The organism is Methylosinus sp. RM1 (assembly GCF_011378635.1).
In the GTDB taxonomy this organism is placed as follows: domain Bacteria; phylum Pseudomonadota; class Alphaproteobacteria; order Rhizobiales; family Beijerinckiaceae; genus Methylosinus; species Methylosinus sporium.
The window spans coordinates 41,581-66,128 of the sequence record NZ_WOVC01000023.1 but is presented as its reverse complement, the minus strand read 5'-3'; the positions used below and the strand labels follow the sequence as shown (position 1 = coordinate 66,128).

Sequence of the window (24,548 nt, the reverse complement as noted above, 5' to 3'; positions counted from 1 at the left end):
CTGCGGCATCGGGCCGTCGGCGGCGGAGACGACGAGGATGGCGCCGTCCATCTGCGCGGCGCCGGTGATCATGTTCTTCACATAATCGGCGTGGCCGGGGCAGTCGACGTGCGCGTAGTGGCGATTGGTCGTCTCATACTCGACATGGGCCGTCGAGATGGTGATGCCGCGCGCGCGCTCTTCCGGGGCCTTGTCGATCTGGTCATAGGCCGTGAAGGTCGCGCCGCCCGACTCGGCCAGAACCTTGGTGATCGCCGCCGTCAGCGACGTCTTGCCATGGTCCACGTGACCGATCGTGCCGATGTTGCAATGCGGCTTCGTGCGTGAGAATTTTTCCTTGGCCATGCTTTCTGGTTCCCGGTTGCGGCGCGCCTCGCGTCCCGCGCGCGCGTGCCTTTAAGGCGGTTGCCGCTTTTCTTCAAGAGCGTTCGTGATTCGGGCGCGTCGCCAATGAAACATAGGGGAGGCGCCGCTGATCGCCGCCTCCCCCTCCGATAAAGAATATTGCCTCGCTAGATCATAGCCTTAGGCTCAAAATCTCACCTTGACGCCGCCATAGGCCGCGAGCGGCGCGCCGGGGCCGACAGTGCGCGGATTGCTGAAGCCCGCCAACGCGCTGCTTTCGAAATATGTGCCGAAAGTATAGTAGCGCCGATCGAACAAATTCTGCACGAGCGCATAGACCTCGACATTGTCCATGACCTTATAGGAGGTCTTCAGATTGACAATGCCCCAGGATGGCAGCGTCTTGTCGAGATTTGCCTCGTCGCCCGCCAGATGCACGCCGCTCGTGAAGACATAATCGAGACCGAACTTCCACTCCGGCGTGATATTGTAATCGAAACCAAGCTTGACGCGATGGCGCGGAATTCCCGGCAGCACATTGCCCGGACGCACATGAATCTGGCCATTTTCGTCGGCGTAGGGATTGTCGCCGGAGTTCAACGTCATCGAATTGCGGAAGGTGGCGTCGACGAGCGCGTAATCGGCGTAGAGGGCCAGGAAATCATTGCGCCATGTGGCGCCGGCTTCCACGCCCTGCCGGCGCGTCTGTCCGACATTGGCGTAATAGCCGCGGCCCTGGATCACGTCGGACGGCAGCGCGAGAATGTCGTCCGTGCTCTCGGTGCGGAACAGGCCTGCGTGATAGTCGAGACGGCCATTGTCGGGGCCGATGGGGTGATAGCCGCGAAAGCCCACTTCCCAGGTCCTCGCCACCACCTGCTTCAGCGGCGGATCGGAGACGAGAAAGCCGTCGATCATGCAGGGATGCAGGCGATCCGAGCAGCCGTTCTCCAGCGCCGTCGGCGCGCGATTGGCTTCCGAGTAATTGCCGTAGACAGTGAATTCGGGAAGGAAATTATAGGTGAGGCCCGCGACCGGATTGACCCGCTGATAGACCGCGTTGCTATTCAGCGAGACGCCGCGATGGTCGAAGAGCGCGATATCGGCGCTGTTGAAGCGCAGGCCGGCGGTGACGGTGAGCTTGTCGGTCACATCCAGCGTGTCGAGCGCATAGACGCCCCAATAGAAATTGCGGCCGCCGACGCTCACCTGCTGGAAGCCGCCCTCGGGAACGGCGTTCTGATAGACGAGCCCGGTCGATGCGACGGAGAGATCGGGCTGCAGCACGCCGAGCTCGGAATAGCCGCGGAAGTCGACATGCTGGCGATCATGCGAGCCGCCGACGACGAGCTTGTTCTTGAAGCCGAAGATCGCCTCGTCATAAGTCCCCTGCAGCGCGAAGCCGAAAGAGCGCGAATCGGTCTTCGTCTTGTCCACGCTCGCGGGCACGCCGCCGGCGAGGACCGAGGCGGGAATGAGATTGCCGGAAACGTCCCGCAAGCGTCGCTGGGCGTTGGTCGGCACATTGACCAGGAACGGATCATTGTCCTGACAGATGAAGGCTCGCGAACTGCAGGTCTCGACATCGGCGAGATTGCCGTCGACATGCTCCTGCTGGAACTGCCGGAAATAGGCGTTGCCATTGAATTTCAGATGGTTCGTCGCCTCGTAGGCGCCTTTGAAATTCACGAAGGCGAGATCATTATTGGTGGTCTGCGGCGTTGTGAAGACGGAGCCGTAGCCGCCCCGCTGCAGCAGATCGACGGGCGTCGCGGCCGCCGCGCCGAGCCTCGTGCCCGCGCCGGTGAAATTCAGATGGAATTCGGTTTTGTCGCCCTTATAGCCGAGATCGGCGAAACCGCGCAGCACGGAGGAGCCCGAACGCTGCCGCCAGCCGCCGTCGCCAATGCCCTCGAAGGCGAAATAGGCGGCCCAATTATCGATCTGCCGGCCATATTGCAGCGTGCCGACGCGGCGCCCGTAGGAGCCGCCGCGGCCGTCGGCCTCGAAACCCTGCCAAGTGAAGCCGTTTTTCATCTCGAGCGTCAGCGCGCCGCCGAGCGCGTTGAGGCCGAACAACGGATTGCCGCTGACGATGTCGCCATTGGCGATGGCGACGGTCGGGATAAGGTCCCAATTGACGGCGTCGCCGAAGGCCTCGTTGATGCGCACGCCGTCCTGATAAATGGCGAGGCCCTGCGGCGTGCCGGACACCGGCGAGGCCGAGAAGCCGCGATAGGTCACATCCGGCTGGAAGGGATTGCCGGCCACCTCGTTGATGTTGATCGAGGCGTTGCGCCGCGCCAGCGTCTCGGTGAGCGTGAGCGCGTGATCGCGGTCGAGATCCTTGCGCGAGATGGTGATCGGATTGGTGGAAATCTTCGACTTTTCGATCCCCGCGCCCGCCTCCGGCGATGTCGCGACAATGTCGATGTCGGGCAGCGTCTCCTGGGCGCGCGCCTGCAACGCAGGCGCCGCGGCGACCATCAGCGCGACGAGGGAAATTCGGGAACCAAGCATCGTTTCTCTTCCACTTCCGGCCCGGCCGCTCGGGCGATTGTCTCGTCGAAGGCGGCGCGTCGCGGGTGGACGAACGCAGAATCAGGGCCAACGCCCCGCCTTCGGTTCGTGGAAGTTACGGGGAGTTAACCTACGTACCTATTTCAAAGATTCACATTCGAATTGCCTGTTTTTCCCGTTTTTGTCCGAAACCCGGCCGTAAATCGCCATATTCGCCAAAGCCGAGCTCTAGTCGCTGCGCCTCTCGAAGACAGATTGTCCCGCGACGAAGGTGGATTTCACCCGGCCTTGCAGCCGCGCCGTATCGAAGGGCGTGTTCTTGCAGCGGGAATGCAATTCGGCCGGATCGACCACGAAGGGCTCATCGGGATCGAAACGGATGAGATCGGCCGGCGCGCCTTTGGCGAGGCGACCCTGCTCGAGGCGCAGAATTTCGGCCGGCCGCGTCGACATGGCCCGCAGCAGCGTCGGCAGCGGAACATCGCCCGAATGGACGAGCCGCAGTCCCGCCGCCAGCATGGTCTCGAGGCCGACGGCGCCGGCCTCGGCCTCGGCGAAGGGCATACGCTTCATTTCCACGTCCTGCGGATCGTGATCGGAGACGATCACGTCGATGAGCCCGTTCGCCACCGCCTCGACCAGAAGGCGTCGCTCGTCCTCATGGCGCAGCGGCGGCCGCAGCTTCAGGAAGGTGCGATAGTCGCCGATGTCGTTCTCGTTGAGAGTCAGATGATTGATGGTTGTCCCGCAAGTGACCGACAGGCCGCGGGCCTTGGCCTCCTCCAGCGCCGCCAGCGACAGGCCGTTGGCGACGATAGAGGCGTGGTAGCGCGCACCCGTCAGCTGGACGAGGCGCAGATCGCGATCGACGATGATCGCCTCCGCCTCTCGGGGGACGCCGGCGAGGCCGAGGCGCATCGCCAATTCGCCCTCGTTCATCACGCCCTCGCCGACGAGATCGCGATCCTCCGGAAAATGGATGACCAGCGCGTCGAAATCGCGCGCGTAGGTCAGCGCGCGGCGCATCGTCTGAGCGTTGCGCAGCGAGCGCTTGCCGTCGCAAAAGGCGATCGCTCCAGCCTCGCGCAGCAGGCCGAATTCGGAAATTTCCCTACCTTCGCGCCCCTTGGTGAGCGCCGCCAGCGGCAGCACGCGCACCCGGCCGGTGTCGCGCGCCCGGCGCAGCACGAAATCGACCACCGCCGGATCGTCCACGGGCGGCGAGGTGCCGGGCGCAGCGACGATGGTGGTGACGCCGCCCGCCGCGGCCGCCGCAGTCGCGGTGGCGATGGTCTCGCGATGCTCGGCCCCTGGCTCGCCGACAAAGGCTTGCATGTCGATGAGGCCGGGCGCGAGCACATCGCCCGCGCAATCGACGATGCGCGCGCCTTGCGGGGCGGCCTGCGCGATCAGAGCGGGGCCGAGATCGGCGATCCGGCCGTCGAGGACGAGGAGCCCCCCGCGCGTCTCCACGCCGGAGGCGGGATCGACGAGGCGGGCGTTGACGAAGAGGAGAGGCGCGTGCGGCGGCATGGATGGCGGCATGGAGCCTGCTTAGGCCATTTCGCGCGCCAAGGGAATTTCGTCGTCTATCGCACCGATTTTTCCGCCTCGTCGAGGCCGGCGAAACGCACCAGCACATCGGCGCCGTCGGCGGGCGGCGAGGCGAGACGGGCGCGAAATTGCACGCTCTCGCCGGGCGAGAGCCGCATCTTGGGCGCGGCGGCGGTCCAGGCGTAGCGCTCGCGGCCGTCGGGCCCGCGCACGGCCAGCGCCATGGGCGGCACGCGATTGGCGGAGCGCCGCAGATTGACGATCTCGCCCTCGACGGTCAGCACTTTGCGTTGGCCTTCGGTGACGATCTTGGAAGTGACGCCGCGCAGATCGAGCCCGATCGCATCGACCTTCAGTCCCATGGCCGAATAGAGCGCCGTCGCGACGGGGAGGACGCGCACGATCCTTTCGCGCATTCCGATGAGCGCCATGGCGCCGAAGACGATGGCGATGATCGCCGCGATCACCGGCAGCAGGCTCTCGCGCCGCTTATCGACGAAATCGCTCTCGCGCGGGGGCTCACGCCATAGCTGGGCCTCGTCCATTTTCTGGGGAAAAGACGAGTCGACCTGGGACCGAGGCTTGACGAGGTCGTTACGCATAGCCGCTCTCCGAGCCCGCTGGCGGCGTCTTCGGAATCGGCCGCCGGATCACCGTCGATTAACCGCCGATATGGTTAATAGGCGGTGAACTGTTAATCTTCGGAAGGCGCGATTCTCCCGCGCCGATGGATGCACGCCTTTGCTGAGCTTCGAGAACGTCGGCCTGCGCTATGGAAGCGGCAGCGAGATATTGAGCGATCTCGCTTTTTCCATAACGCCGCGGTCGTTCCAATTCCTCACCGGACCCTCCGGCGCCGGCAAGACGACGCTGCTCAAGCTCGTCTTGATGTCGCTGAAGCCGACGCGCGGACGAATCAGCCTCTTCGGCAAGGATACGCAGACGTTGGACAAGGACTCCGTGACCGACATTCGCCGTCGGATCGGCGTCGTCTTCCAGGATTTCCGCCTGCTCGAACATCTCAATCTATACGAAAATGTCGCTCTGCCTCTGCGGGTCATCGGCCGCGAGGAGACGAGCTATCGCGCCGAAGTGCTGGAGCTCTTGCGCTGGGTGGGGCTCGACGAGCGAATCGCCAGCCGGCCGAGCGTGCTCTCGGGCGGCGAGAAGCAGCGCGCGGCCATCGCCCGCGCGCTGATCGTGCGTCCCGAGCTACTGCTCGCCGACGAGCCGACCGGCAATCTCGACCCCACTCTGGCGCGCCGGCTGCTGCGGCTGTTCGTGGAATTGCACAAGAGCGGGACCTCCGTGGTCATCGCCACCCATGATCTGGCGTTGATGGAGCAATATGAGAGCGCGCGCCGGCTGGTGCTCGCGGACGGGCGGCTGCATGTCTTCGAATGACGCGAAATCCCGCGCCGCGCTGCGCCGCCTGTCGCCGGCCGCGAGCCCGGCTCCGAGCGACGCCACGCTGGAGGAGACGCTCGGCCGCGAGACGCCGCTGGTGCCGACCTCCTCCATCGCCGGCCGCTCGCTGGTCATCGTCATCGCCATCATGACCTTTCTCGCCTCGCTCTCGGCCGGAGCGGCGCTGATGGTCGCCGACGCCAGCGTCGATTGGCGGCGCGAGGTGGCGCGCGAGGCCAGCGTCCAGATCCGTTCCGCGCCCGACCGCGACATAGAAGCCGATGTGAACCGGGCGACCTCGGTCCTCGTCGCCGCCGAGGGCGTGCGCGACGTACGCGTCTACACCAAGGCGGAATCGGAGGCGCTGCTCGCGCCCTGGCTCGGCCAGGGCCTCGATTTCGCCGAGCTTCCCGCCCCGCGCATGATCGTCGTAAAGCTGGACGAGAACCGCCGCGCCGATCTCGATGCGCTGCGCCGCGAGCTCGCTCAGGCGATCCCGACCGCGGCGCTGGACGATCACCGGCTCTGGGTGGAGCGGCTCGGCCAGATGGCGCGCACCGTGGTGGCGGTGGCGGCGCTGGTCTTCGTGCTGATCGTCGTCGCCATGGGCCTCGCCGTCGCCTTCGCCACGCGGGCGGCCATGGTCGGCAATCGCGAGATCATCGAAGTGCTGCATCTCGTCGGCGCGGCGGACAAATACATCGCCCAGCAGTTCCAGCGCCGTTTTCTAGCGCTGGGGCTGCGCGGCGGCTTTATCGGCGGCGCCTCCGCTATGGCCTTTTTCCTGTTCTCCGGCTATCTGGCGAGCCGCTGGACGGCGACGCCGGACGGCGACCAGCTCGAGGCGATGTTCGGCAGCTTCTCGCTGGGGCCGCTCGGCTTCACCGTCGTCGGCTGCATTTCCGCGGCGGCGGGCCTGCTCACCGGCTTCATGTCGCAGGAGATCGTCTTCCGGCAGTTGCGACGGTTGGACGGAGCCGAATAACCCCCTCCGCATAATTGCTTCTCGGCCCTGGACGGCCTCGAGCGCCGCTTCCATCTTGTCGGGGAGCCGACGACCAGGGAGCCGACGACGAGGTGAATCGCTTGCGAGCGCGAGGACGAGACGCGGGAACGGCGCGGGCCCCAGCGCTCGGTCGCTGGGGCATGGCGGCGCTCGCCCTCGTCTCGTTCCTCGCTGCGGCCTTCGTCGCCGGCTTCATCGGTTTCGCCCTCTCGCTCGAGCGGAGCGAATCGACTCTGACCGTGCAGGCCGACGGCGTCGTCGTGCTGACCGGCGGCTCCGATCGCGTCTATGAGGCCGGCGGGCTGCTGGCGCGCGGCCAGGCGCGGCGTCTGCTGATCACCGGCGTCAACCGCGCGACGCGCGGCCATGAGATCGCCAAGCTCCTGCCCGTCTCGCGCGAGCTCTTCGACTGCTGCGTCGATCTCGGCTATCGGGCCCGCGACACGATCGGCAACGCCCTGGAGACGCGCGATTGGGCGCAGGCGCGCGGATTGGACCGCGGCTCGCTGATCGTCGTCACCTCCAATTATCACATGCCGCGCGCTCTGGCCGAGCTCTCGGCGGCGCTGCCCGAAGCCTCGCTCTATCCTTTCGCCGTGGTCAGCGATCATGTGCGCGTCGAGGACTGGCTCGACGACATCGCGGTGACGCGGCTCATCGCGGCCGAATATTGCAAATATCTCTATGTGGCGCTGCGCAACCGACTGCTGGAGCGAAGCCCGGCGGCGCCGATCGGAAGCGCCGCCGTCGCGGAGCCACGCTGAAGCCGCCGAGCCTTTTGGAAAAACCCGATTTTATCGAAAATGCGGCTCCGGCGCTGCCGAACGGCGAGAAATGCGCTAGGAAGGCGTCCCCGCCCCGGCCCCATGCGAAACCATCAGGCGACAAGGCTATGCTCTTCCTGCGCTCGCTGCTGTTCCACATCGCTTTCTTCGCCAACCTCATAGCGCTGCAGATCGTCTGGCTGCCGGCGCTGCTGATGAAGCGGCAGGCCTCCATGACGCTCGGCCGCGTCTGGGGGCGCAGCTCGCTCTTCCTGCTCGACAAGATCGTCGGGCTGAAATTCGAGTTTCGCGGGCTCGAGAATATTCCGCAAGGCCCGGTCATCGTCGCCTGCAAGCATCAGTCGACCTGGGAGACCTTCGTCCTGCCGCTGCATTCGCCGGACTTCTCCTATATTCTCAAGCGCGAGCTGGTGCTGATCCCGTTTTTCGGCTGGTATCTGATGGGCGCGGAGCAGATCGGCATCGATCGCGCCAAGGGCGGCAAGCTGCTGCCGCAGCTGATCGAGAAGACCAAGGCGCTGTTCGCCCAGGGCCGGCAATTGTTCATTTTTCCCGAAGGAACGCGGAGGCCGGCCGGCGCGCCGCCCGTCTATAAATTCGGCGTCGCCCTGCTCTATCGCGAGACCGGCGCGGCCTGCCTGCCGGTGGCGCTGAATTCCGGCCTGTTCTGGCCGCGCCAGGCCTTCATCCTGCGGCCGGGGACCGCGGTCATCGAATATCTGCCGCCGATCCCGCCGGGATTGGAGCCACGGGATTTCTTCGAGCGGATGCAGGACAGGATCGAGAGCGCCTCCGACCGCCTCATCGCGGAGGCGGTCGCGCGCGATCCCTCCCTCGCCGCGGTGGTGGAGCGCGGACGCCGAACCGCCGAAACGGCGGCCTGAACGCGAAGAGCCTATCTTCCGTAGGCGCGCAATTCGCTCGCGCCGGCGGGAAACGCCCGGCGATCCTGCAGCGGAAAGGCGGCCTCGACGAGATAGGGGCCGCCGCCGACCGAATCGCGCGAGGAGAACAGCACGAAGCGGGCCGCCTCGAAGCGCAGGGGCGGAAAATAGCCGCGCGTTCCGAGATAGGTGGCGACCGAGGCGCAGGACGCTCCGCGCAGCCGGGCGAGCGTCACATGCGGCGCGAATTTGCGCGGCTCGGGCGGAACGCCGATGCGCCGCAGCAGCCGCTCCTGCTCCGCCTGCAACTCGGCCAGCGCCCGATCGGCGCGCGCCTTCACCACCACCGCGCGCGGCTTGTCGCCGCCGAAACTCGACAATTCCTCGAGCGTGATCGTGATCGGGGAGCGGCGGATGGCGGCTAGCGTCATGGCCGCGTCATGGGCGAGCGCGTCATCCACATCGCCGATGAAGCGCAGCGTGATGTGGTAGTTCTCGGCGTCGATCCAGCGGGCTCCCGGCAGGCCTCCGCGCAATGCGGCGAGACTGCCGGCGACGAGAGGGGGGATTTCGAGGGCGGTGAACAGTCTGGGCATCGGAGGTCCTCCATCCTGGCCTCGCAAGGCGCGCGGGAGCGGGTACAGGCCGAAGTCGCTGTCTGTTCGCTGGGCCCCGTCTCGGCCGTATCGCGGCGGAAACGAAGGGCCTCGTGTCGGCGCCTCCTCGCAGATCGGCGCGCCGCGGCGGGCGGGCGCAAAGGATGGTGAGCGCACTATAGCCCGAATGCGACAGCTGTAACGACGATCGCGTGCGGGCCGACGGATTTTTTGACGATGGCGGCGCGACCTCGGCGCCTGGCCATGCGCAATCGGGGACCGTCCCCTCCCTCTCCGGCCGGCGGCCCTACTCCTCGATCGGCTCCGGCTCCTCCGGCGCGTCCGGCTCCTGCAGAAAATCCATCTCGAGCGCCGCCTCCGCGTCGCCCTCCAGCGGATCCTCGTCCTCCTTGAGCGCGGCGTCGTCGGTCGGCTGCGGCACGTCGAAGCCCTTGGGCAGGCGGCCGTCGAAAAGGCCCGCGCCCTTCAGCTCGTCGAGGCCGGGAAGATCGCCGATCTGCTCGAGGCCGAACTGCATGAGGAAACCATCGGTCGTGCCATAGGTGAGCGGCCGGCCGGGGGCGCGGCGACGGCCGCGCAGACGCACCCAGCCGGTTTCCAGCAGCACGTCCAGCGTGCCCTTGGCCACGGCGACGCCTCTTATGTCCTCGATCTCGGCGCGCGTGACCGGCTGATGATAGGCGACGATGGCGAGCGTCTCGAGCGCTGCGCGGGAGAGCTTTTTCTGCTCCACCTGCTGGCGCGCCAGCACCCAGCCGAGATCGGCCGCCGTGCGGAAGAACCATTTGTGGCCGGCCCTCGTCAGCGTGACGCCACGGTCGGCGTAATCCTGCTTCAGCCGCGCCAGCACCGCCTCGACATTGGTTCCGTCGGGAAGACGGCGGGCGATCTCGCTCTGCTCCAGGGGCTCGCCGGCCGCGAACAGAAGCGCCTCGGCGATGCGGGCGGCCTCGCGCAGCGCCGCCTCCTCACCTTCGAGGGCCGCATCGTCTTCGAACAATTCGACGGGTCGCAAGGCTCGCGCCAAATTTCTCTCCCTCGCCTTTGGATCATGAGCCCTATGGCTCACGGCTCCGAGGCTTCGCTCAATGAGCCCGAAGGCTCGCGATCCAGTTCCGTCTCCCGCCGCCGCAGCCAGATCGGCGCGAAGGCGCGGTCCTGGCGAATGTCGAACCGCCCTTCCCGCACCATTTCCAGAGAAGCGGAAAAAGACGAGGCGCGGACGGTGCGCGCGGTTTGAATATCCACACAATATTCCAACAGATAATCGTCGAGCGCGGTCCATTGGGCGGCGATTCCGGCGAGCCGCTCCAGGGTCTCGCGCGCCTCCGCCAGCGACCAGACATTGCGCTGGCGCAGCGTGACCTTGGAGATCGCCTGCTTTTGCCGTTGGCGGGCGTAGGCCGACAGAAGATCATAGAGGCTGGCGGTGAAGGTCGAAGCCGTCTTGGTCTCTATGCCCTCCGGGCCGCCGCGCAGAAACATGTCGCGGCCGAGCCGCGCGCGCTCCTGAAGCTTGTCCGACGCCGCGCGGATCGCCTCCAGCCGGCGCAGCCGATCTGCGAGCGCCGCCGCCAGCTCTGCCGCCGAGGGCTCCTCGCCCGTCTTGGGCTGCTCCGGCAGCAGCAGGCGCGATTTCAGATAGGCGAGCCAGGCGGCCATCACCAGATAATCGGCGGCGAGCTCCAGCCGGACGCGCCGCGCCTCCTCGACGAAGGCCAGATATTGCTCGGCCAGCGCCAGAATCGAAATGCGGGCGAGATCGACCTTCTGGCGGCGGGCGAGCTCCAGCAGCAGGTCGAGCGGACCTTCGAAACCGTCGACATCGACGAGGAAGGCGGGCTCCGCCTCCGCGCGCTCATGTTCTCCGGCGATGTCGAAAGCCAAATCCTGCGCCATCTCGCCTCACGGCGTCGTCTCACGCCTCCGCCAATCGGGAAGGCGAGAGATTGGCCCGATCAGACGCCGGCCGCAAGAGCCGCGTCGAGCTGGCGGGCGCCGTCCACAGGATCGAATTCCTTCGGCGCGGCGATTTTCGCCTTGGCCGCGCGCGCCCGCTCCAGCGCCCGGCCGACGAGATCGCCCGCCCCTTCCGCCACGGCGCGGGCCTCGGCCAGATCGCCGTTGCAATGCAGGACCACATCGCAGCCGGCGGCGATCGCGCCCTCGGCGCGCGCGCGAAAGCCGCCCGAGAGCGCCTTCATCGAGAGATCGTCGGTCATCAGCAGGCCGTCGAAGCCGATGAGGCCGCGAATGATCTCTTCGATCACGGCTTTGGAGAGCGTGCCCGGAAGCTCGGGATCGATGGCCCGATAGACGACATGGGCGGTCATGCCGAGCGGCAGATCGGCGTCGGCGCGGAAGGGAATGAAATCCTGCGCCTCCAGCTCGGCGCGGGAGGCCTCGACGACCGGCAGCTCGAGATGGCTGTCCGCCCGCGCCCGTCCATGGCCGGGGATATGCTTGATGACCGGCAGCACGCCGCCATCGAGCAGCCCCTCTGCCGCCGCGCGGCCGAGCCGCGCGATCTCGGTGGGAACACGGCTATAGGCGCGGTCGCCGATGATATTGTGGGAGCCGTCCACCGGCGTGTCGAGAACCGGCAGGCAATCGACGTCGATCCCGACCTCGCGCAGATCATGGGCGATCAGCCGCGCGCTGAGACGCGCCAGCGCCGCCGTCTCCTCTGGCGGAAGCCCCAGTCTCTCGAAGGCGGCGGCGGCGGGATAGGCGCGCCAGACCGGCGGGCCGAGGCGCTGGACGCGCCCGCCCTCCTGATCGACGAGAATCGGTGCGTCTGTTCCCAGCGCTCCGCGAATGTCCGCAGTGAGGGCGGAAAGCTGCGCGCGCGAGGCGACATTGCGCTTGAACAGGATCGTGCCCCAGGGCCGCGCCTCGCGCAGAAAGGATATTTCCTCCTGCGAGAGGGAGAGGCCGGCGCAGCCGCAGATGAAAGCGCGCGTCACGGAGCCGCTGTCTCCATCAATTGGCCGCGACGAAGCAAGAGCCGCCGGAGGCCTTCACCTTCTCGCAGACGCCGACCGCGGCCTCACGGCTCATGCCGGCGGCGCGAACGCGATAGACGCTCTTCTCGCCGACCTTGGCGAGGCGGAAACCGAGCCGCTTGCCGCCGAGCTGGGCGCTGAATTTGGAGTTCACCGTCTGGATCAGCCGGCGCGCTTCGTCCTCGGAGCCGGCGGCGCCGAATTGCACGGCGAAGCCGCCATTGCCGCCAGTCGCGGCCTCCGGCTGCGCCGGTTCTATGGCGGCGGTCTGTTCGGGCGGGGCGGCTGGCTTGGGACGCGGCGGCTGCGCGACCTTCGGCGTCGTCGCTGGCTTGGCCGGGCTCTTGGGCGTCGCGGTCGGCGGCTCGATCGGCGCCTCGACGGCGCTCGGCCGGGCGGCGAGAGACGGCGGCCGCGCCGGCGGCGCGACATTGGTCGCCGGACGCGCAATGGCCGGCGTCGGCGCGTCATTGTCGATCACAGTGCCATCGGGCCGCACCGAGACAGTCTTCACCCGTCGCGGCTCGGCGCCATAGGGATTATTGGGCCCGCCGACGGGAGCCGGCTCATGCGGCGCATCGACCGGCCCATCGCCGCCGAGCTTGACGACGCGCACCGCCGCCGCCGGATCGACAGGCTGCTCCTGCTTGGAGACGACCTTCTTGACCGGGGCGTTCTGATTGCGATCGAGCACGGCGGCGCCGCGCTGGGGCGCAGCGGCTTCCGCCACGGAGGAAGGCTGCACCTTGGCCGGCCCCTCCGGCGCTTTGATGGTGGCGAGCTCTTTCGGCGCGACGACGCCGCCGCGATGGCCCAAGGCCAGTCCGACGCTCAGCGCGCCGACGCCGGCGAGCGCGACGACCGCGTGCCAGGGACGCAGCCGATCGCGCAGCGCGCCGAAAAAGCCGCGACGCGCGGGCGGCTCGTCATAGGGCTCGTCCTCGACGCCATAGTCGAGATAATCCTGCGGCTCGTGATGCTCCCATTGCGTCTCGCCGGGCGCGGGCGCCGCGTAATAATCGTTCGATTGCGGCTGCGATTGCGACATAGGCGGCGGTGCGACAGACGGCGACGGCGGCAGCGCGCCGCGCAGCTCGGCGGCGTCGAAAATATCCCTGTCTCTCTGGCCGATGGTCGGCTCCCGCCGCTGCCGATCGGCGAAGACTTTTCCGTAAGGGTCCGCCGCGGCGGCCGCCTCGTCGCCGTGCAGCAACCGCGCCAGCTCGGCGAGCGGATCGCTCTTCCCCTCGCCTTTGCCGGGCGGATTCGGCTGGCCCGGCTGATTTCCCTGCGGCTCGCCGCCACGCAGGCGCCGCTCGAACTCGCTGATGTCGATGGAAGGCCCTCGGGCCGTCGCCTCGCGCATGATGCACCTTCCTGCTCACTACCCGACGGACGCGACGTCGCCATTCCCGGATGCGAGCGCGCGCCGCGCTCTTGCAAAGCGCCGGCCGCGATCACCGCATCTCGTCGGGGGCGCTCACGCCTAGGAGTCTCGAACCCGACGCCAGGACGCAAGTCAAAGAAACGACCAACGCCATCCGCGCATAGGTCGAATTTCTATCATCTGCATTAACAAAGCGTAATTGTGGCCGATCTTTGCCTTTGTTCCAATGCGAATGAAAGACGCTGGCGAGATCGTAGAGATAGAAGGCGATTCTGTGCGGCTCATGCGCCGCGGCGGCCGATTCGATCAACCTCGGATATTGCGCAATGGCTTTGGCGAGCGCGATCTCGCCTTCGTCCTGCAACAGATCGAGCGGCGCGGCGGCGAGCGCCTTGGGCGTCAGATCGAGATCGGGAAAAGCGCCGAGCGCCTGACGCACGGCAGATTTGGCGCGCGCATGGGCGTATTGCACATAGAAGACGGCATTGTCCTTCGACTGCTCGATGACCTTGGCGAGATCGAATTCCAGCGGCGCGTCATTCTTGCGATAGAGCATCATAAAGCGCACGGCGTCGACGCCCACTTCGTCCACCACCTCGCGCAGAGTGACGAAATCGCCGGCGCGCTTGGACATTTTCACCGGCTCGCCATTGCGCATCAATTTGACGAGCTGGCAGAGCTTCACATCGAGCGTGACCTTATTGTCCGAGAGCGCGGCGACCGCCGCGGTCATGCGCTTCACATAGCCGCCATGATCCGCGCCCCACACATCGACGAGCGCGGTGAAGCCGCGGTCGATCTTGGATTTATGATAGGCGATATCGGCCGCAAAATAAGTGTTGGAGCCGTCGGATTTCTTCAGCGGACGATCGACGTCGTCGCCGAAATCGGTGGAGCGGAACAAGGTCTGCTCGCGATCCTCCCAATCATCCGGCAATTGGCCCTTGGGCGGCGGCAGGCGGCCGTCATAGACGAGGCCGCGCGCGCGCAGCTCGTTTATCTCCTTGTCGATCTCCGACAGCCCATTGATCTTCTCATGCAGCGTGCGCTCGGAGAAGAAGACCTCATGAGTGATGTCGAGCGCGGCGAGATCGTCGCGGATCATCGCCATCATCGCGTCGATCGCCGCGCGCTTGACCGGCTCCAGCCATTCGCTCTCGGATTTATCGAGAAGCTCGCGGCCATATTGTTTCGCTAAGGCTTCGCCGGCGGCTTTCAAATAGTCGCCGGGATAGAGGCCTTCGGGGATCGTGATCGTCTCGCCGAGCGCCTCGCGATAGCGCAGGAAGGCGGAGCGGGCGAGAACGTCGACCTGAGCGCCGGCGTCATTGATGTAATATTCGCGCGTCACCTCCGCGCCCGCGAAGGCCAGGAGATTGGCCAGCGCATCGCCGAACACCGCGCCGCGGCCGTGGCCGACATGCATCGGCCCGGTCGGATTGGCCGAGACATATTCGACATTGATCTTGCCCGTGAGCGCCCCCCTGCCCTGCGGCCTTCCATAGGCTTCGCAGTCGTTCAGCACGGCGCGCAGCACATCGGCGTAGAGGCTCGGCTTCAGGCGAATGTTGATGAAGCCCGGCCCGGCGACCTCGGCCTCGGCCACATTGGGCAGGTCGGCGAGCGCCGCGGCGATTTCCACCGCGAGCTGGCGCGGATTGGCGAAATTGGCCTTGGCCTCCTTGGCGAAGACCATGGCGGCGTTGGTGGCGAGATCGCCATGGGCGGCGTCCTTGGGCGGCTCCACGACGAAACGCGAATAATCCAGCGTCTCCGGCAGGCGGCCGGAGGCCTTGATCGAATCGAGAATGGCAGCGATGGCGACGTGGAAGTCGGAGAAGATGTTCATCGAATGTCCGGGCCGAAGGGGTTCGTGGCCGGCGGTTTAGCAGACTGGCGCGGCGAACGCATCCCGGAGCGGCGGGCGCTCAGCGGAACCGTCGCAATCGCGCGATCCCCGGCGCAGCGGCTCGGCCGCGCGACAATCGGCCGCTCTTCAGCGCTTGCCCATTCTCGAATAATGGACGCCCTTGAACTTCTCGGCTTGCAGGCGCTTTTTCGTGTCGAAATCGCAAAATTCTCTTTGTCCGAATTCGGCTACTCGAAAAAATCGAATGGCGTTCGGCAGCGCTTTGAACTCGATATCGCTGAACGACGGCATTCGATAGTCGAGCGATCCCGTTGGACACTGAACGATCTGCAAGCCTTCGCTTCTTTCCACATCGACGACATTTTTGGCCTCCAGCATCCGCGTGACGCTGCAAATATAATATTCGGGTCCCGGCGCGCCGTCGGGCATGATCGTCTCGGCCGGCCGAATGTCGCAAGCGCCGGGGTCGATCTTCTCGATCGTCTCCTTGAAACGTCGCGAGATGAACCAGAGGCCGCCGTAAAAAAAAACAGTCGTTCGGCGCCTTGCCGCTCTTGCGCGGCAGGATCAGCAGGCGCGGCGTCTCATAGGCGTCGCCGAACTGATAGGGATGTCTCGGCAATTTTCCATAGCCGTCCGGCCAGGACTCGGGGCCGACGCCGCGACCGCACCATAAATACGAGCGCGCTTTTGATGCCGGCTCGACCACGAGACCGCAATGCTCGCCGCCTCCCCAATCGCCGGGTGTCATTTCGTAATAGACCGGACGGCTCATTCTCGATCGTCCTCTCTATTATATAGCATCAGCGCTTACCCAATCTCGAGTAATGGACGCCCTTGAATTTCTCGGCTTGCAGGCGTTTTTTTGCGTCGGCGTTGCAGACCACTCTTTGTCCGAAACCGGTCATCCGAAAAAAACAAGTAGTACTCGGCAGCTCTTTGAATTCGATATCGCCGAATGACGGAATTCGATAGTCGAGCGATCCCGATGGATGCTGAACGATCTGTAATCCTTCGCTTCTTTCCATGTCGACGATACATTTGGCATCCAGCATCCGGGTGACACTGCAAATGAAATATTCCGGTCCCGGCGCGCCGTCCGGCATGATCGTCTCGGCCGGCCGAATGTCGTAAGCGCCGGGGTCGATGGCCTCGATAGCCTCCTTGAAACGCCGCGAGACGAACCAGAGGCCGCTGTAAAAATAACAGTCGATCGGCGGCTTGCCTCTCTTGCGCGGCAAGATCAGCAGGCGCGGGGTCTCATAGGCCTCGGTGAACTGATAGGGATGTCTCGGCAATTTATGGAATCCGTCCGGCCAAGACTGGGGGCCGACGCCACGACCGCACCATAAATCCGAGCGCGCTTCCGATGTCGGCTCGACCACGAGACCGCAATGTTCGCCATCCCAGTCGCCGGGAATCATTTCATAATAGACTGGGCGTGTCATGCTCGTCTTGCGCTGCGAGGGCCGTTCGATCTTTCTCTATATGATTTCCCCGCAGGAAGCGACCGAGCGGATATCGGCGTCGCGCGACTCATACGATTTCTGGCTGATTGGTTCGCGTGGCTCGCCGCATTCCTTCTCCCCGCGAGCGCAATCGAATGCACGCATACTCCTCGCCTCCGCGACGTCATGGCCGGGCTCGTCCCGGCCATCCACGCCGGGACGCCGAGGCGTCTCAGACATATGGCGTGACGCCGACGTTACGGCGGCGCCCGCCGCGGGAAGAATCCGTCGACGACTGGAGCTTTTAAACGGTTTTTCAGTTGCTTGGCGTGGATGGCCGGGACAAGCCCGGCCATGACAGCGCGAGCAGGGAGACGGAGACCACGCCGAATCGTTCAACCCATGACGCCGCTCACTCGTCTATGCTCCAGCTCGCCACCTCCCGCCCATCGCCGTCCAAAATGCGGAAGCCATGCGGCAGCGGCTTGTGCTTGCGCTGGATGATCACATTCGAGAACAGCGACTTGGCGTGAGTGACCGCCTTGCGCACGTCGCTGATGTCGGTGTTCATCCGATCGATGACCTGCGCGGTCATTCCCTCTGGAGCGACGCCGACGAATTCGATGACGAGCATGGGAGCCTCCCGGGTCAGAACCAGGAGGTCGGGCGCGCGAAGGGTTCCGTCAAGGCGCGCTGCGGTCGGCCCTCAGCCCAGCGACATTTTCTCCCCGAACAGCTTGCGATATTCGCCGAGCGCATAGCGGTCGGTCATTCCAGCGATGTAATCGGCGACATGGCGGGCACGGGCGGCGCCCTCCTCGGCGCGGGCGAGCTCGGCCCATTCCGGCGGCATTTGCGCCGGATCGTCGAAATAGACGGGGAAAAGCCGCGAGATGACCTGCTCGGCGCGGTCCCAGACGCCCACGACTTTCTCGTGCCGATACATTTTGGGGAATAGAAAGGCCTTGATCGAGCGGTCCGCCTCGGCCATGGGCGGCGAGAAGGCGATCGTCGCCACGCCGGCGCGGCGCACATCCTCGACGCTTTTCGCCCCGACGAGGCGCAGGCGCTTCTGAGATTGGATGATGGCGTCCTCGACGAAGCGGGTGATGACCCGCCGGCCCAGCTCGTGAATGACGCGCGTGCGCTCCAGCGCGCCATAGACGGCGCGAATCTCGTCCAGCATCACGCCGATGAAGGGGACCGCGGCGATATCCTCGAGCGAGAACAGGCCTGCGCGCAGCCCGTCGTCTATGTCATGGGCGTCATAGGCGATGTCGTCGGCGAGCGCGGCCGCCTGCGCCTCCGGCCCGGCGAATGTGTCCAGCTCGAGCGGAAACAGCGCGTCGAACTCCGCCACATAGGGGTCGAGCGCGCGATTTGCGCGCGAGCCGCGCAAAGGGCCATTGTGCTTGACGAGGCCCTCCAGCGTCTCGAAAGTGAGGTCCAGCCCGTCATAGCGGGCGTAGCGGCGCTCCAGCAGGGTGACGACGCGCAGCGCCTGGGCGTTGTGGTCGAAGCCGCCATAGGCCTCCATGCAGCGCTGCAGCGCATGCTCGCCGGCATGGCCGAAAGGCGTATGGCCGAGATCATGGGCGAGCGCCACCGCCTCGGCGAGGTCCTCGTCCAGCGCCAGCGCCCGGGCGAGAGCGCGGGCGATCTGCCCCACCTCTATCGTATGGGTCAGCCGCGTGCGGAAATGGTCGCCGTCCAGCGGCACGAAGACCTGAGTCTTGTGCGCGAGGCGGCGAAAGGCCGTCGAATGGATGATGCGGTCGCGGTCGCGCTGGAACTCGCTGCGCGTCGGCGAGGCCGGTTCGGGAAAAAGGCGCCCGCGCGAGGCCGAAGGGTCGCTGGCGCAAGGGGCGCGGCCGCGGACGGCGGGATCTTCGATCGCCAATCGTCTGCTCCTGTCATTGCAAGGTCACGCGGGCGGCCATATTTTCGCTTCGCATATCCCGCCCGCCCCGTGAAGCGCAAGCGACGAGGCCGGCGAGACAAAAGCCAAAAAAGAGGAAGGCGCGCCCAAATGACCGATACGGCGACGATTGCGAAGATCGAGATGAGCGAGCGCGCGGCCGAGCGCATCAACGCCATTCTCGCCGGCGAGGCCGAAGCGAAGGCGCTGCGTCTCTCCGTCGATGGCGGCGGCTGCTCCGGCCTGCAATACGCCTATACGATCGAGACCGAGCCCAAGGCAGACGATATCATCGTCGAGCGCGACGGGGCGCGGCTCGTCGTCGATTCGATTTCCGCCGCCTATATCGCCGGCGCACGCGTCGATTATGTCGAGGATCTGATGGGCCAATCCTTCCGCGTCGAGAATCCGAACGCCACGGCCTCCTGCAGCTGCGGCTCCAGCTTCTCGGTCTGACGACGCCCTCCTCCTCCTCTCCTCCTATCGAAGAGTCCTCGCTTGCAGTCACTATTCATTGGCCATTCCTATATCGACGTGACCATGCGCACGCAGGTCATGCCCAAGGGCGACGAAAAGGATGTGGCGGAGGATTACGCCGTCTCCTTCGGCGGCAACGCCGTGACCGCCGCCTTCGCCTGCGCCAAGCTGATCGGCGACGGCGTCGATCTGCTGACGCAGCTCGCGCCCGACTGGCTCGGCCATATGTTCATGGACATGGCCGCGACCTATGGGCTGCGCGTGCATCCGCGCCGGGTGCGGCGCTCCTCGCTCTCCTTCGTCCTGCCCAAGGACGGCAAGCGCGCCATATTGCGCGCCCGCGACAATAAATTCCTCGAAGATTTCCCGCGTCTCGATCTGACCGGAGTGCGCGCCCTGCACAGCGACGGGCATATCGCCGACGCCGCCCTGCATTACGCACGCGCCTGCCGCGAATCGGGCGCGCTGACCTCGCTGGACGGCGGCGCGCTGCGGCCGGGAATCACCGATCTGCTGGAGTTCATCGACGTCGCCATCGTGGCCGAGCGGCTCTGCGAGCAGATGAATCTATCGGAGGCCGACATGCTGGCCTTTTTGAAGAGCAAGGGCTGCCGCATCGGCGGCGTCACCAATGGCGAGCGCGGAATGCTCTGGTACGACGAGAATGGCGAGGTGCAGCGCCTGCCTTCCCTCCCTGTGCCGGCGGAGCGCATCGTCGATACTTCCGGCGCGGGCGATGTCTTCCACGGCGCCTATATGGCGTCCTATCTCCAGCGGCCGGAAGCGCCCTGGCGCGAGCACTTCCGCTTCGCGCGCGTGGCCTCCGGCTACAAGATTCAGCACCTCGGCAATGAGGCCGGTCTGCCCTCGCAAAACGACATAGTGGCGACACTCGCGCTTTTTCCCCCTGCCGATTGAAAGGCTTGTGGGCGAATGTGAAGGAAATCGAGAAAGGCTGCGAACAGGGCTTGGCAAGAGTGCTTAGAGCTTGCTATATGCCCGCCACCGTTCCCCGATAGCTCAGCCGGTAGAGCAAGCGACTGTTAATCGCTGGGTCGCAGGTTCGAGTCCTGCTCGGGGAGCCAGTTGCCTTTTTCCGCCAGCGTCCGGCAAAGGCCGCACTTCCCTTCAGACCCGCGATATTCGCCAGCGCGTCGCTACGGCCGAGACCCGAGCCCGCGCGCTTCTGTCCACGATCCCGTGTAGCGCCGGCTCACCTCATTCATCAAATCGAAAACCATCATCCGCAAAAGATGATGCTGGCCAGGAAAAGCGCTCCGCTCTCGCTCCGACGATCGTCGCGCTCTAGCAACATCCCTGCCATTAGCTGTTTTCCGATACGTAATAGCTACGCGTTGATAATATATATGTGATAAAACTGATTACAGTTATTAATATATCTAAATACGTGAAATATCTAATCCACCGTGGATTGACATAATCGCTATTAAGACTATCATATAGTTGTTTTATATCTTAATAGACTCGGAGAATCACAATGCTGAAGGGAATCGTGTTGGCTTTTGCTATCGGCCTCGTTTGCTCCTCCGCGCTCGGAGTTCCCGCTTTCGCTCAAAGCAACGGAAACGGAAACGGAAACGTCGGCAGCAACAATGGCAATTATAATCGCGGAAGCGGAAACGGAAGCGGAAACGTCGGCAGCAACAACGGCAACTCGAATGCCGGAAGCTTTAACGGCAGCAATAATTACGGCAGCAACAACGGCAGCAATAATTACGGTAACAACAACGGCAGCAATAATCGCTGAACAATCGGACGAAGGGCGGTCGAAGCCGCCCTTCGCTCCTTGCAGATCGGCCCTTCGAACCCCTCGGGCAAACCGCAGACCCTGCGTGAATTTCGGTGGATTTGCTTGAAATTATTCCGATAGGGGAGCGGCCCCTGTGAAATCCGTCTCTCGGCGCCTAGATTGGCGGCACGGGAGCCTCGCTATGCAAAAATCCATCGTCGTCACCGTGAGCCATGATCTCGGCGTCGAAACCGCGCGGGCGCGCGTCGCGGCCGGGCTCGATCAGCTGCGGCGGGACTATGTGGACAAGCTCGCCCATTCCGAAGTCGCCTGGACCGAAAACGCCGCCGATCTGAAAATCGGCGCCTTCGGCCACAATATGCAGGCGCGCATCGACGTGCTCGCCGATTCGCTGCGTATAGAGGTTTGGATGCCGTGGATTCTGGCCGCGCTGACCGGCCGCATCCAATCCGCGCTGGCCGATCGCGCCGGCCAGGCGCTGCGGATCGATCATCGGCCGAAGGGCTGAGCTCGGCGACCATCCACAAAATGAAAAAATCTTGCACAAAAATTGAAAAAAATCTTGCGGCGCGCCGGCGAGCGAGAGGCGCGCTTAACCACATCCGCGCGCGGCGCGGACGATCGGCGGCGCCATGGTCTAGACTGCGCTTCGATTCATGATCGGAGCCGCTCCATGTCGAAAGTCCTGCTCGTCGCATCGATCGTCGCCGGCGTCGCGCTCGCGACCGCCGCCGAGGCCGAGCCTTTCGGCGCCCCGCGCGCCCGGGAGAGCGCAGCCCCGCAACAGTCCCGGGCCGCCGAGGAACAGCGCCGCCATGATCTCTGGGAGGCGCGCGAGCGTCTCGCCGAGCAGCGTGAGCGCCAGCGCAGCCGTCACCGGAATGCGGGCGATTATCCGGGGAGCGGTTACCCGGGACAAGCGCCCTACGCCTATGGCGCCCCGTATGGCGGCTATGGCTATGGCGACGACGTCGCCCCGCCGCCGCGCCCGGCGCCGCCGCAGTCGCCGCGCGGGCTGCACAATGGCCTCTGGTATTACTGAAGCGTCGGCGTCGCGTTCTCGCCGCCGGAGCGGCGCTCCAGCGCCGAGGTCACGATCTCCAGCGCGATCGCCAGCAGCGCCTCAGCATCGTTGGGCTTGACGAAGACCTTGTCGGCGCCGGCGCGCATCGCCTCCTCATGGATCGACGGCGCGGTCGAGGTCGTCAGCACATAGACCGGCAAGTCCTTCAGCAGCAGCGAGCGGCGCAGCGACTTGAGAAACTTCACCCCGTCGAGCCGCGGCATGTTGAGGTCCAGCACCAGCACATCCGGAAGCTTGTCCGTGATCTCCTCGCGCGAGACGAGAAAGATCGCATCGAGGCCATTGTCCACCTGCTCGCATTCTATGTCGCGCTCCAGCATGGAACGCACGGATTCGAGCGCTCGCTTGAACAAGAAGACGTCGTCCTGATCGTCCTCGATGATTAAAACGCGGCAGGCCCGGTTCTTCGTCTCGACAGCCGACATCACAATCCCCATCTTCTCGATTGCGCTCGTTTCTCCGACGCTGTTTCCTCTAAGATAGGATGCGGCCGCCCCGCGCGCAGCCGACGAGCGTCGCGAATGCGCACGAAAGGGGTGCGAGGATGAGTTTCGACAGCATAGGCGACGACCACTTTCGCCTGGCGGTGGAATCGGCGCCCGCCGCCATGATCGTCAGCAGCGCCGACGGCCTCATCCAATTCGTCAACGCGGAGACCGAGCGAATGTTCGGTTATCGTAGCGACGAACTGGTCGGCAAGTCCATCGATATTCTCGTCCCCGCGCATATGCGGGCGACACACGCCAGCTTGCGGCGGAGCTTCTTCGCCCATCCGAGCAAGCGACCGATGGGAGTGGGCCGCGATCTCAAGGCGACGCGCCGCGACGGCAGCGAGTTTCCGGTCGAGATCGGGCTGACGCCGATCGAGAGCGAGAGCGGCCCCATCGTGCTGGCGACCGTGCTCGACATCACGGCGCGACGAGAGGCCGAGAATGCGCTGTCGCAACGCGCGGCGGAGCTCGAGCGCGCCAATGAGCGGCTCGCGCAATTCGCCTATGTCGCCTCGCATGATCTGCAGGAGCCGCTGCGCAAGATCGCCGCCTTCTCCGATATTCTCGAGCATGCGATCTCCAGCGCCAATGCGACCGACATGAGCTACGCCAATAGCGTCATGCGCTCCTCCGCTCTGCGCGCGCGCGAGCTCGTCGACGATCTTCTCACCTATTCGCGCGCGATCAATGACGCGCAGAATGTGCAGGAGCTCGATCTGCGCGAGGAGATAGAGCTCGCCGTGAACGATCTCTCCGAGACGATCGCGGAAACCAACGCGCGCCTGCGCATCGAGGCGCCGCATGTCCCCATTCGCGCCGACCGCTCGCAATTCGCGCGGCTGACGCATAACATCGTCTCCAATGCGCTCAAATATCGCAAGCCCGATTGCGCGCCGGACGTCGTCATCCGGGCGACGCAGAGCGAGCGCGAGATCGTCGTTTCCTTCGCCGATAATGGCATAGGCTTCGAGAGCAAATACGAGCATCTCGTCTTCGAGCCGTTCAAGCGCCTGCATCCCAAAGGCAAATATCCCGGCACCGGCATCGGCCTGGCGATCTGCAAATCGATCGCCGATCGCCATGGCTGGCGGCTGTCGGTGACGTCGCAGCCCGGGCTCGGATCGATATTCTATGTCGCGATTCCGTTGGGAAGAGCGAGTAACGAGTAGCGAGTAGCGAGTAGAAAATAACGGCGGAGCGATCGACGGCGCAATTATTCGCTACTCGCTACTCGCTACTCGCTCCCCTCACGCGACACGGAGCCGCGACATGATCGACCTCCACTACTGGCCGACGCCCAATGGCCATAAGATCACGATCTTTCTCGAAGAGGCGGGGCTCGCCTATAAAATCGTTCCGGTGGACATTTCCAAAGGCGAGCAATTTGCTCCCGCCTTTCTCGCCATCTCGCCGAACAATCGAATGCCGGCGATCGTCGATCATGCGCCGGCCGATGGCGGCGCGGCCGTGTCGCTGTTCGAATCCGGCGCCGTGCTCGTCTATCTCGCCGAGAAGACGGGCCGCTTTCTGCCGAGCGATCTGCGCGGCCGCGCACGCGTTCTGGAATGGCTGTTCTGGCAGGTCGGCGGGCTCGGCCCCATGGCCGGGCAGAACCATCATTTCCGCAATTACGCGCCGGAGAAGATTCCTTACGCGATCGATCGCTATGTGAACGAGACCAATCGCCTCTATGGCGTGCTGGACAAGCGCCTCGCGGGACGGGACTACATCGCCGACGATTATTCCATCGCCGATATGGCCGCCTATCCTTGGATCGTCCCCTATGAGCGGCAGGGACAAAATCTCGACGATTTTCCCAATGTGAAACGCTGGTTCGAGACGATGCGCGCGCGGCCGGCGGTCGAGCGCGCCTATGCGAAGGGCGAGGCCGTTTCGCGCCCGCGCGACGGCTTCACCGAGGAGGAGCGCAAAATCCTCTTCGGCCAGACGGCGGCGAGCCTGCGCGGCGGCTGAGCGCG

25 protein-coding genes, 1 tRNA gene and 1 pseudogene are annotated in these 24,548 nt (G+C 65.0%); 12 read left to right on the top strand and 15 right to left on the bottom strand.

The window, feature by feature from the left end; translation table 11 throughout:
* From FMZ75_RS15210 to FMZ75_RS15195, 4 genes are all read right to left on the bottom strand, one after another.
* Positions 1-345: GTP-binding protein (locus tag FMZ75_RS15210; protein ID WP_207783452.1), on the bottom strand; the 345-nt coding region annotated here is incomplete at its 3' end.
* Between the two features lie 186 nt (positions 346-531).
* Positions 532-2,865: a TonB-dependent receptor gene (locus tag FMZ75_RS15205; RefSeq protein ID WP_166143960.1), complete on the bottom strand. Its 2,334-nt coding sequence runs from the start codon at positions 2,863-2,865 to the stop codon at positions 532-534.
* Positions 2,866-3,093: 228 nt separating this feature from the next.
* Positions 3,094-4,410, bottom strand: coding sequence for a dihydroorotase (locus tag FMZ75_RS15200; protein ID WP_370464726.1), 1,317 nt, complete (start codon positions 4,408-4,410; stop codon positions 3,094-3,096).
* Between the two features lie 44 nt (positions 4,411-4,454).
* Positions 4,455-5,021 (bottom strand): hypothetical protein, encoded by a 567-nt coding sequence (locus FMZ75_RS15195; RefSeq protein ID WP_166143958.1) that lies wholly within the window; start codon positions 5,019-5,021, stop codon positions 4,455-4,457.
* A gap of 139 nt (positions 5,022-5,160) precedes the next feature.
* On the opposite strand from FMZ75_RS15195, the gene ftsE reads away from it, so the two are divergent.
* From ftsE to FMZ75_RS15175, 4 genes are all read left to right on the top strand, one after another.
* The gene (gene ftsE, locus FMZ75_RS15190) at positions 5,161-5,823 is read left to right on the top strand and encodes a cell division ATP-binding protein FtsE (protein ID WP_108917670.1); all 663 of its coding nucleotides are present in this window, start codon (positions 5,161-5,163) and stop codon (positions 5,821-5,823) included.
* Positions 5,810-6,811 (top strand): ABC transporter permease, encoded by a 1,002-nt coding sequence (locus tag FMZ75_RS15185; RefSeq protein ID WP_244594687.1) that lies wholly within the window; start codon positions 5,810-5,812, stop codon positions 6,809-6,811. The genes ftsE and FMZ75_RS15185 overlap by 14 nt, the downstream gene beginning before the upstream one ends.
* Positions 6,812-6,972: 161 nt before the next feature.
* Positions 6,973-7,596 (top strand): YdcF family protein, encoded by a 624-nt coding sequence (locus FMZ75_RS15180; protein ID WP_108917679.1) that lies wholly within the window; start codon positions 6,973-6,975, stop codon positions 7,594-7,596.
* Positions 7,597-7,724: 128 nt separating this feature from the next.
* Entirely contained in the window at positions 7,725-8,501 is a 777-nt protein-coding gene (locus FMZ75_RS15175; RefSeq protein WP_166143956.1) for a 1-acyl-sn-glycerol-3-phosphate acyltransferase, read from the top strand.
* Positions 8,502-8,512: 11 nt separating this feature from the next.
* Here the strand turns inward: FMZ75_RS15175 and thpR are convergent, their stop codons facing one another.
* The 10 genes and pseudogenes from thpR to FMZ75_RS15125 all read right to left on the bottom strand — a co-directional run bounded on the left by thpR (position 8,513) and on the right by FMZ75_RS15125 (position 18,728).
* Entirely contained in the window at positions 8,513-9,097 is a 585-nt protein-coding gene (gene thpR, locus FMZ75_RS15170) for an RNA 2',3'-cyclic phosphodiesterase (RefSeq protein ID WP_142862363.1), read from the bottom strand.
* A gap of 307 nt (positions 9,098-9,404) precedes the next feature.
* The gene (gene scpB, locus FMZ75_RS15165; RefSeq protein ID WP_166143954.1) at positions 9,405-10,145 is read right to left on the bottom strand and encodes an SMC-Scp complex subunit ScpB; all 741 of its coding nucleotides are present in this window, start codon (positions 10,143-10,145) and stop codon (positions 9,405-9,407) included.
* A 38-nt stretch (positions 10,146-10,183) separates the two neighbouring features.
* Positions 10,184-11,017 (bottom strand): ScpA family protein, encoded by an 834-nt coding sequence (locus tag FMZ75_RS15160; protein WP_108917665.1) that lies wholly within the window; start codon positions 11,015-11,017, stop codon positions 10,184-10,186.
* Between the two features lie 59 nt (positions 11,018-11,076).
* Positions 11,077-12,084 carry a beta-N-acetylhexosaminidase gene (nagZ, locus tag FMZ75_RS15155; RefSeq protein WP_166143952.1) on the bottom strand — a complete coding sequence of 336 codons (1,008 nt, stop codon included), beginning with the start codon at positions 12,082-12,084 and terminating at the stop codon, positions 11,077-11,079.
* A 16-nt stretch (positions 12,085-12,100) separates the two neighbouring features.
* Positions 12,101-13,489, bottom strand: a complete 1,389-nt coding sequence (locus tag FMZ75_RS15150) for an SPOR domain-containing protein (RefSeq protein WP_166143950.1) — start codon at positions 13,487-13,489, stop codon at positions 12,101-12,103.
* Between the two features lie 91 nt (positions 13,490-13,580).
* The gene (gene argS / locus FMZ75_RS15145; protein WP_166143948.1) at positions 13,581-15,359 is read right to left on the bottom strand and encodes an arginine--tRNA ligase; all 1,779 of its coding nucleotides are present in this window, start codon (positions 15,357-15,359) and stop codon (positions 13,581-13,583) included.
* A 147-nt stretch (positions 15,360-15,506) separates the two neighbouring features.
* A pseudogene (locus FMZ75_RS15140) lies at positions 15,507-15,890 on the bottom strand (imm11 family protein); the annotation flags it as partial.
* 293 nt (positions 15,891-16,183) lie between these two features.
* Positions 16,184-16,804 carry an imm11 family protein gene (locus tag FMZ75_RS15135; RefSeq protein WP_166143946.1) on the bottom strand — a complete coding sequence of 207 codons (621 nt, stop codon included), beginning with the start codon at positions 16,802-16,804 and terminating at the stop codon, positions 16,184-16,186.
* 436 nt (positions 16,805-17,240) lie between these two features.
* Positions 17,241-17,462, bottom strand: a complete 222-nt coding sequence (locus FMZ75_RS15130) for a hypothetical protein (protein ID WP_166143944.1) — start codon at positions 17,460-17,462, stop codon at positions 17,241-17,243.
* A gap of 72 nt (positions 17,463-17,534) precedes the next feature.
* Complete coding sequence (locus FMZ75_RS15125) at positions 17,535-18,728, bottom strand: deoxyguanosinetriphosphate triphosphohydrolase (RefSeq protein WP_166143942.1); 1,194 nt, start codon at positions 18,726-18,728, stop codon at positions 17,535-17,537.
* A gap of 129 nt (positions 18,729-18,857) precedes the next feature.
* Between FMZ75_RS15125 and erpA the strand changes: the two genes are divergently transcribed.
* The 6 genes from erpA (at position 18,858) to FMZ75_RS15095 (ending at position 22,036) form a co-directional block, all read left to right on the top strand.
* On the top strand, positions 18,858-19,202 hold the full coding sequence (gene erpA / locus FMZ75_RS15120; protein ID WP_166143940.1) for an iron-sulfur cluster insertion protein ErpA: 345 nt from the start codon (positions 18,858-18,860) through the stop codon (positions 19,200-19,202).
* Between the two features lie 42 nt (positions 19,203-19,244).
* Positions 19,245-20,141, top strand: coding sequence for a sugar kinase (locus FMZ75_RS15115; protein ID WP_142862356.1), 897 nt, complete (start codon positions 19,245-19,247; stop codon positions 20,139-20,141).
* Between the two features lie 91 nt (positions 20,142-20,232).
* Positions 20,233-20,308: transfer RNA gene (locus FMZ75_RS15110), tRNA-Asn, on the top strand.
* Between the two features lie 413 nt (positions 20,309-20,721).
* The gene (locus FMZ75_RS15105) at positions 20,722-20,991 is read left to right on the top strand and encodes a hypothetical protein (protein WP_166143938.1); all 270 of its coding nucleotides are present in this window, start codon (positions 20,722-20,724) and stop codon (positions 20,989-20,991) included.
* 184 nt (positions 20,992-21,175) lie between these two features.
* Positions 21,176-21,502: a polyhydroxyalkanoic acid system family protein gene (locus FMZ75_RS15100; RefSeq protein WP_166143936.1), complete on the top strand. Its 327-nt coding sequence runs from the start codon at positions 21,176-21,178 to the stop codon at positions 21,500-21,502.
* Between the two features lie 165 nt (positions 21,503-21,667).
* Positions 21,668-22,036 carry a hypothetical protein gene (locus tag FMZ75_RS15095; RefSeq protein ID WP_166143934.1) on the top strand — a complete coding sequence of 123 codons (369 nt, stop codon included), beginning with the start codon at positions 21,668-21,670 and terminating at the stop codon, positions 22,034-22,036.
* Here FMZ75_RS15095 and FMZ75_RS15090 read toward each other — a convergent pair.
* Entirely contained in the window at positions 22,030-22,503 is a 474-nt protein-coding gene (locus FMZ75_RS15090) for a response regulator (RefSeq protein WP_108917653.1), read from the bottom strand. The two genes, FMZ75_RS15095 and FMZ75_RS15090, sit on opposite strands and share 7 nt — an antisense overlap.
* 119 nt (positions 22,504-22,622) lie before the next feature.
* Between FMZ75_RS15090 and FMZ75_RS15085 the strand changes: the two genes are divergently transcribed.
* A complete protein-coding gene (locus FMZ75_RS15085; protein WP_142864625.1) occupies positions 22,623-23,738 on the top strand; it encodes a PAS domain S-box protein in 1,116 nt (371 codons plus the stop codon).
* 100 nt (positions 23,739-23,838) lie between these two features.
* A complete protein-coding gene (locus FMZ75_RS15080) occupies positions 23,839-24,543 on the top strand; it encodes a glutathione binding-like protein (RefSeq protein ID WP_142864626.1) in 705 nt (234 codons plus the stop codon).
* Positions 24,544-24,548 lie beyond the last annotated feature (5 nt).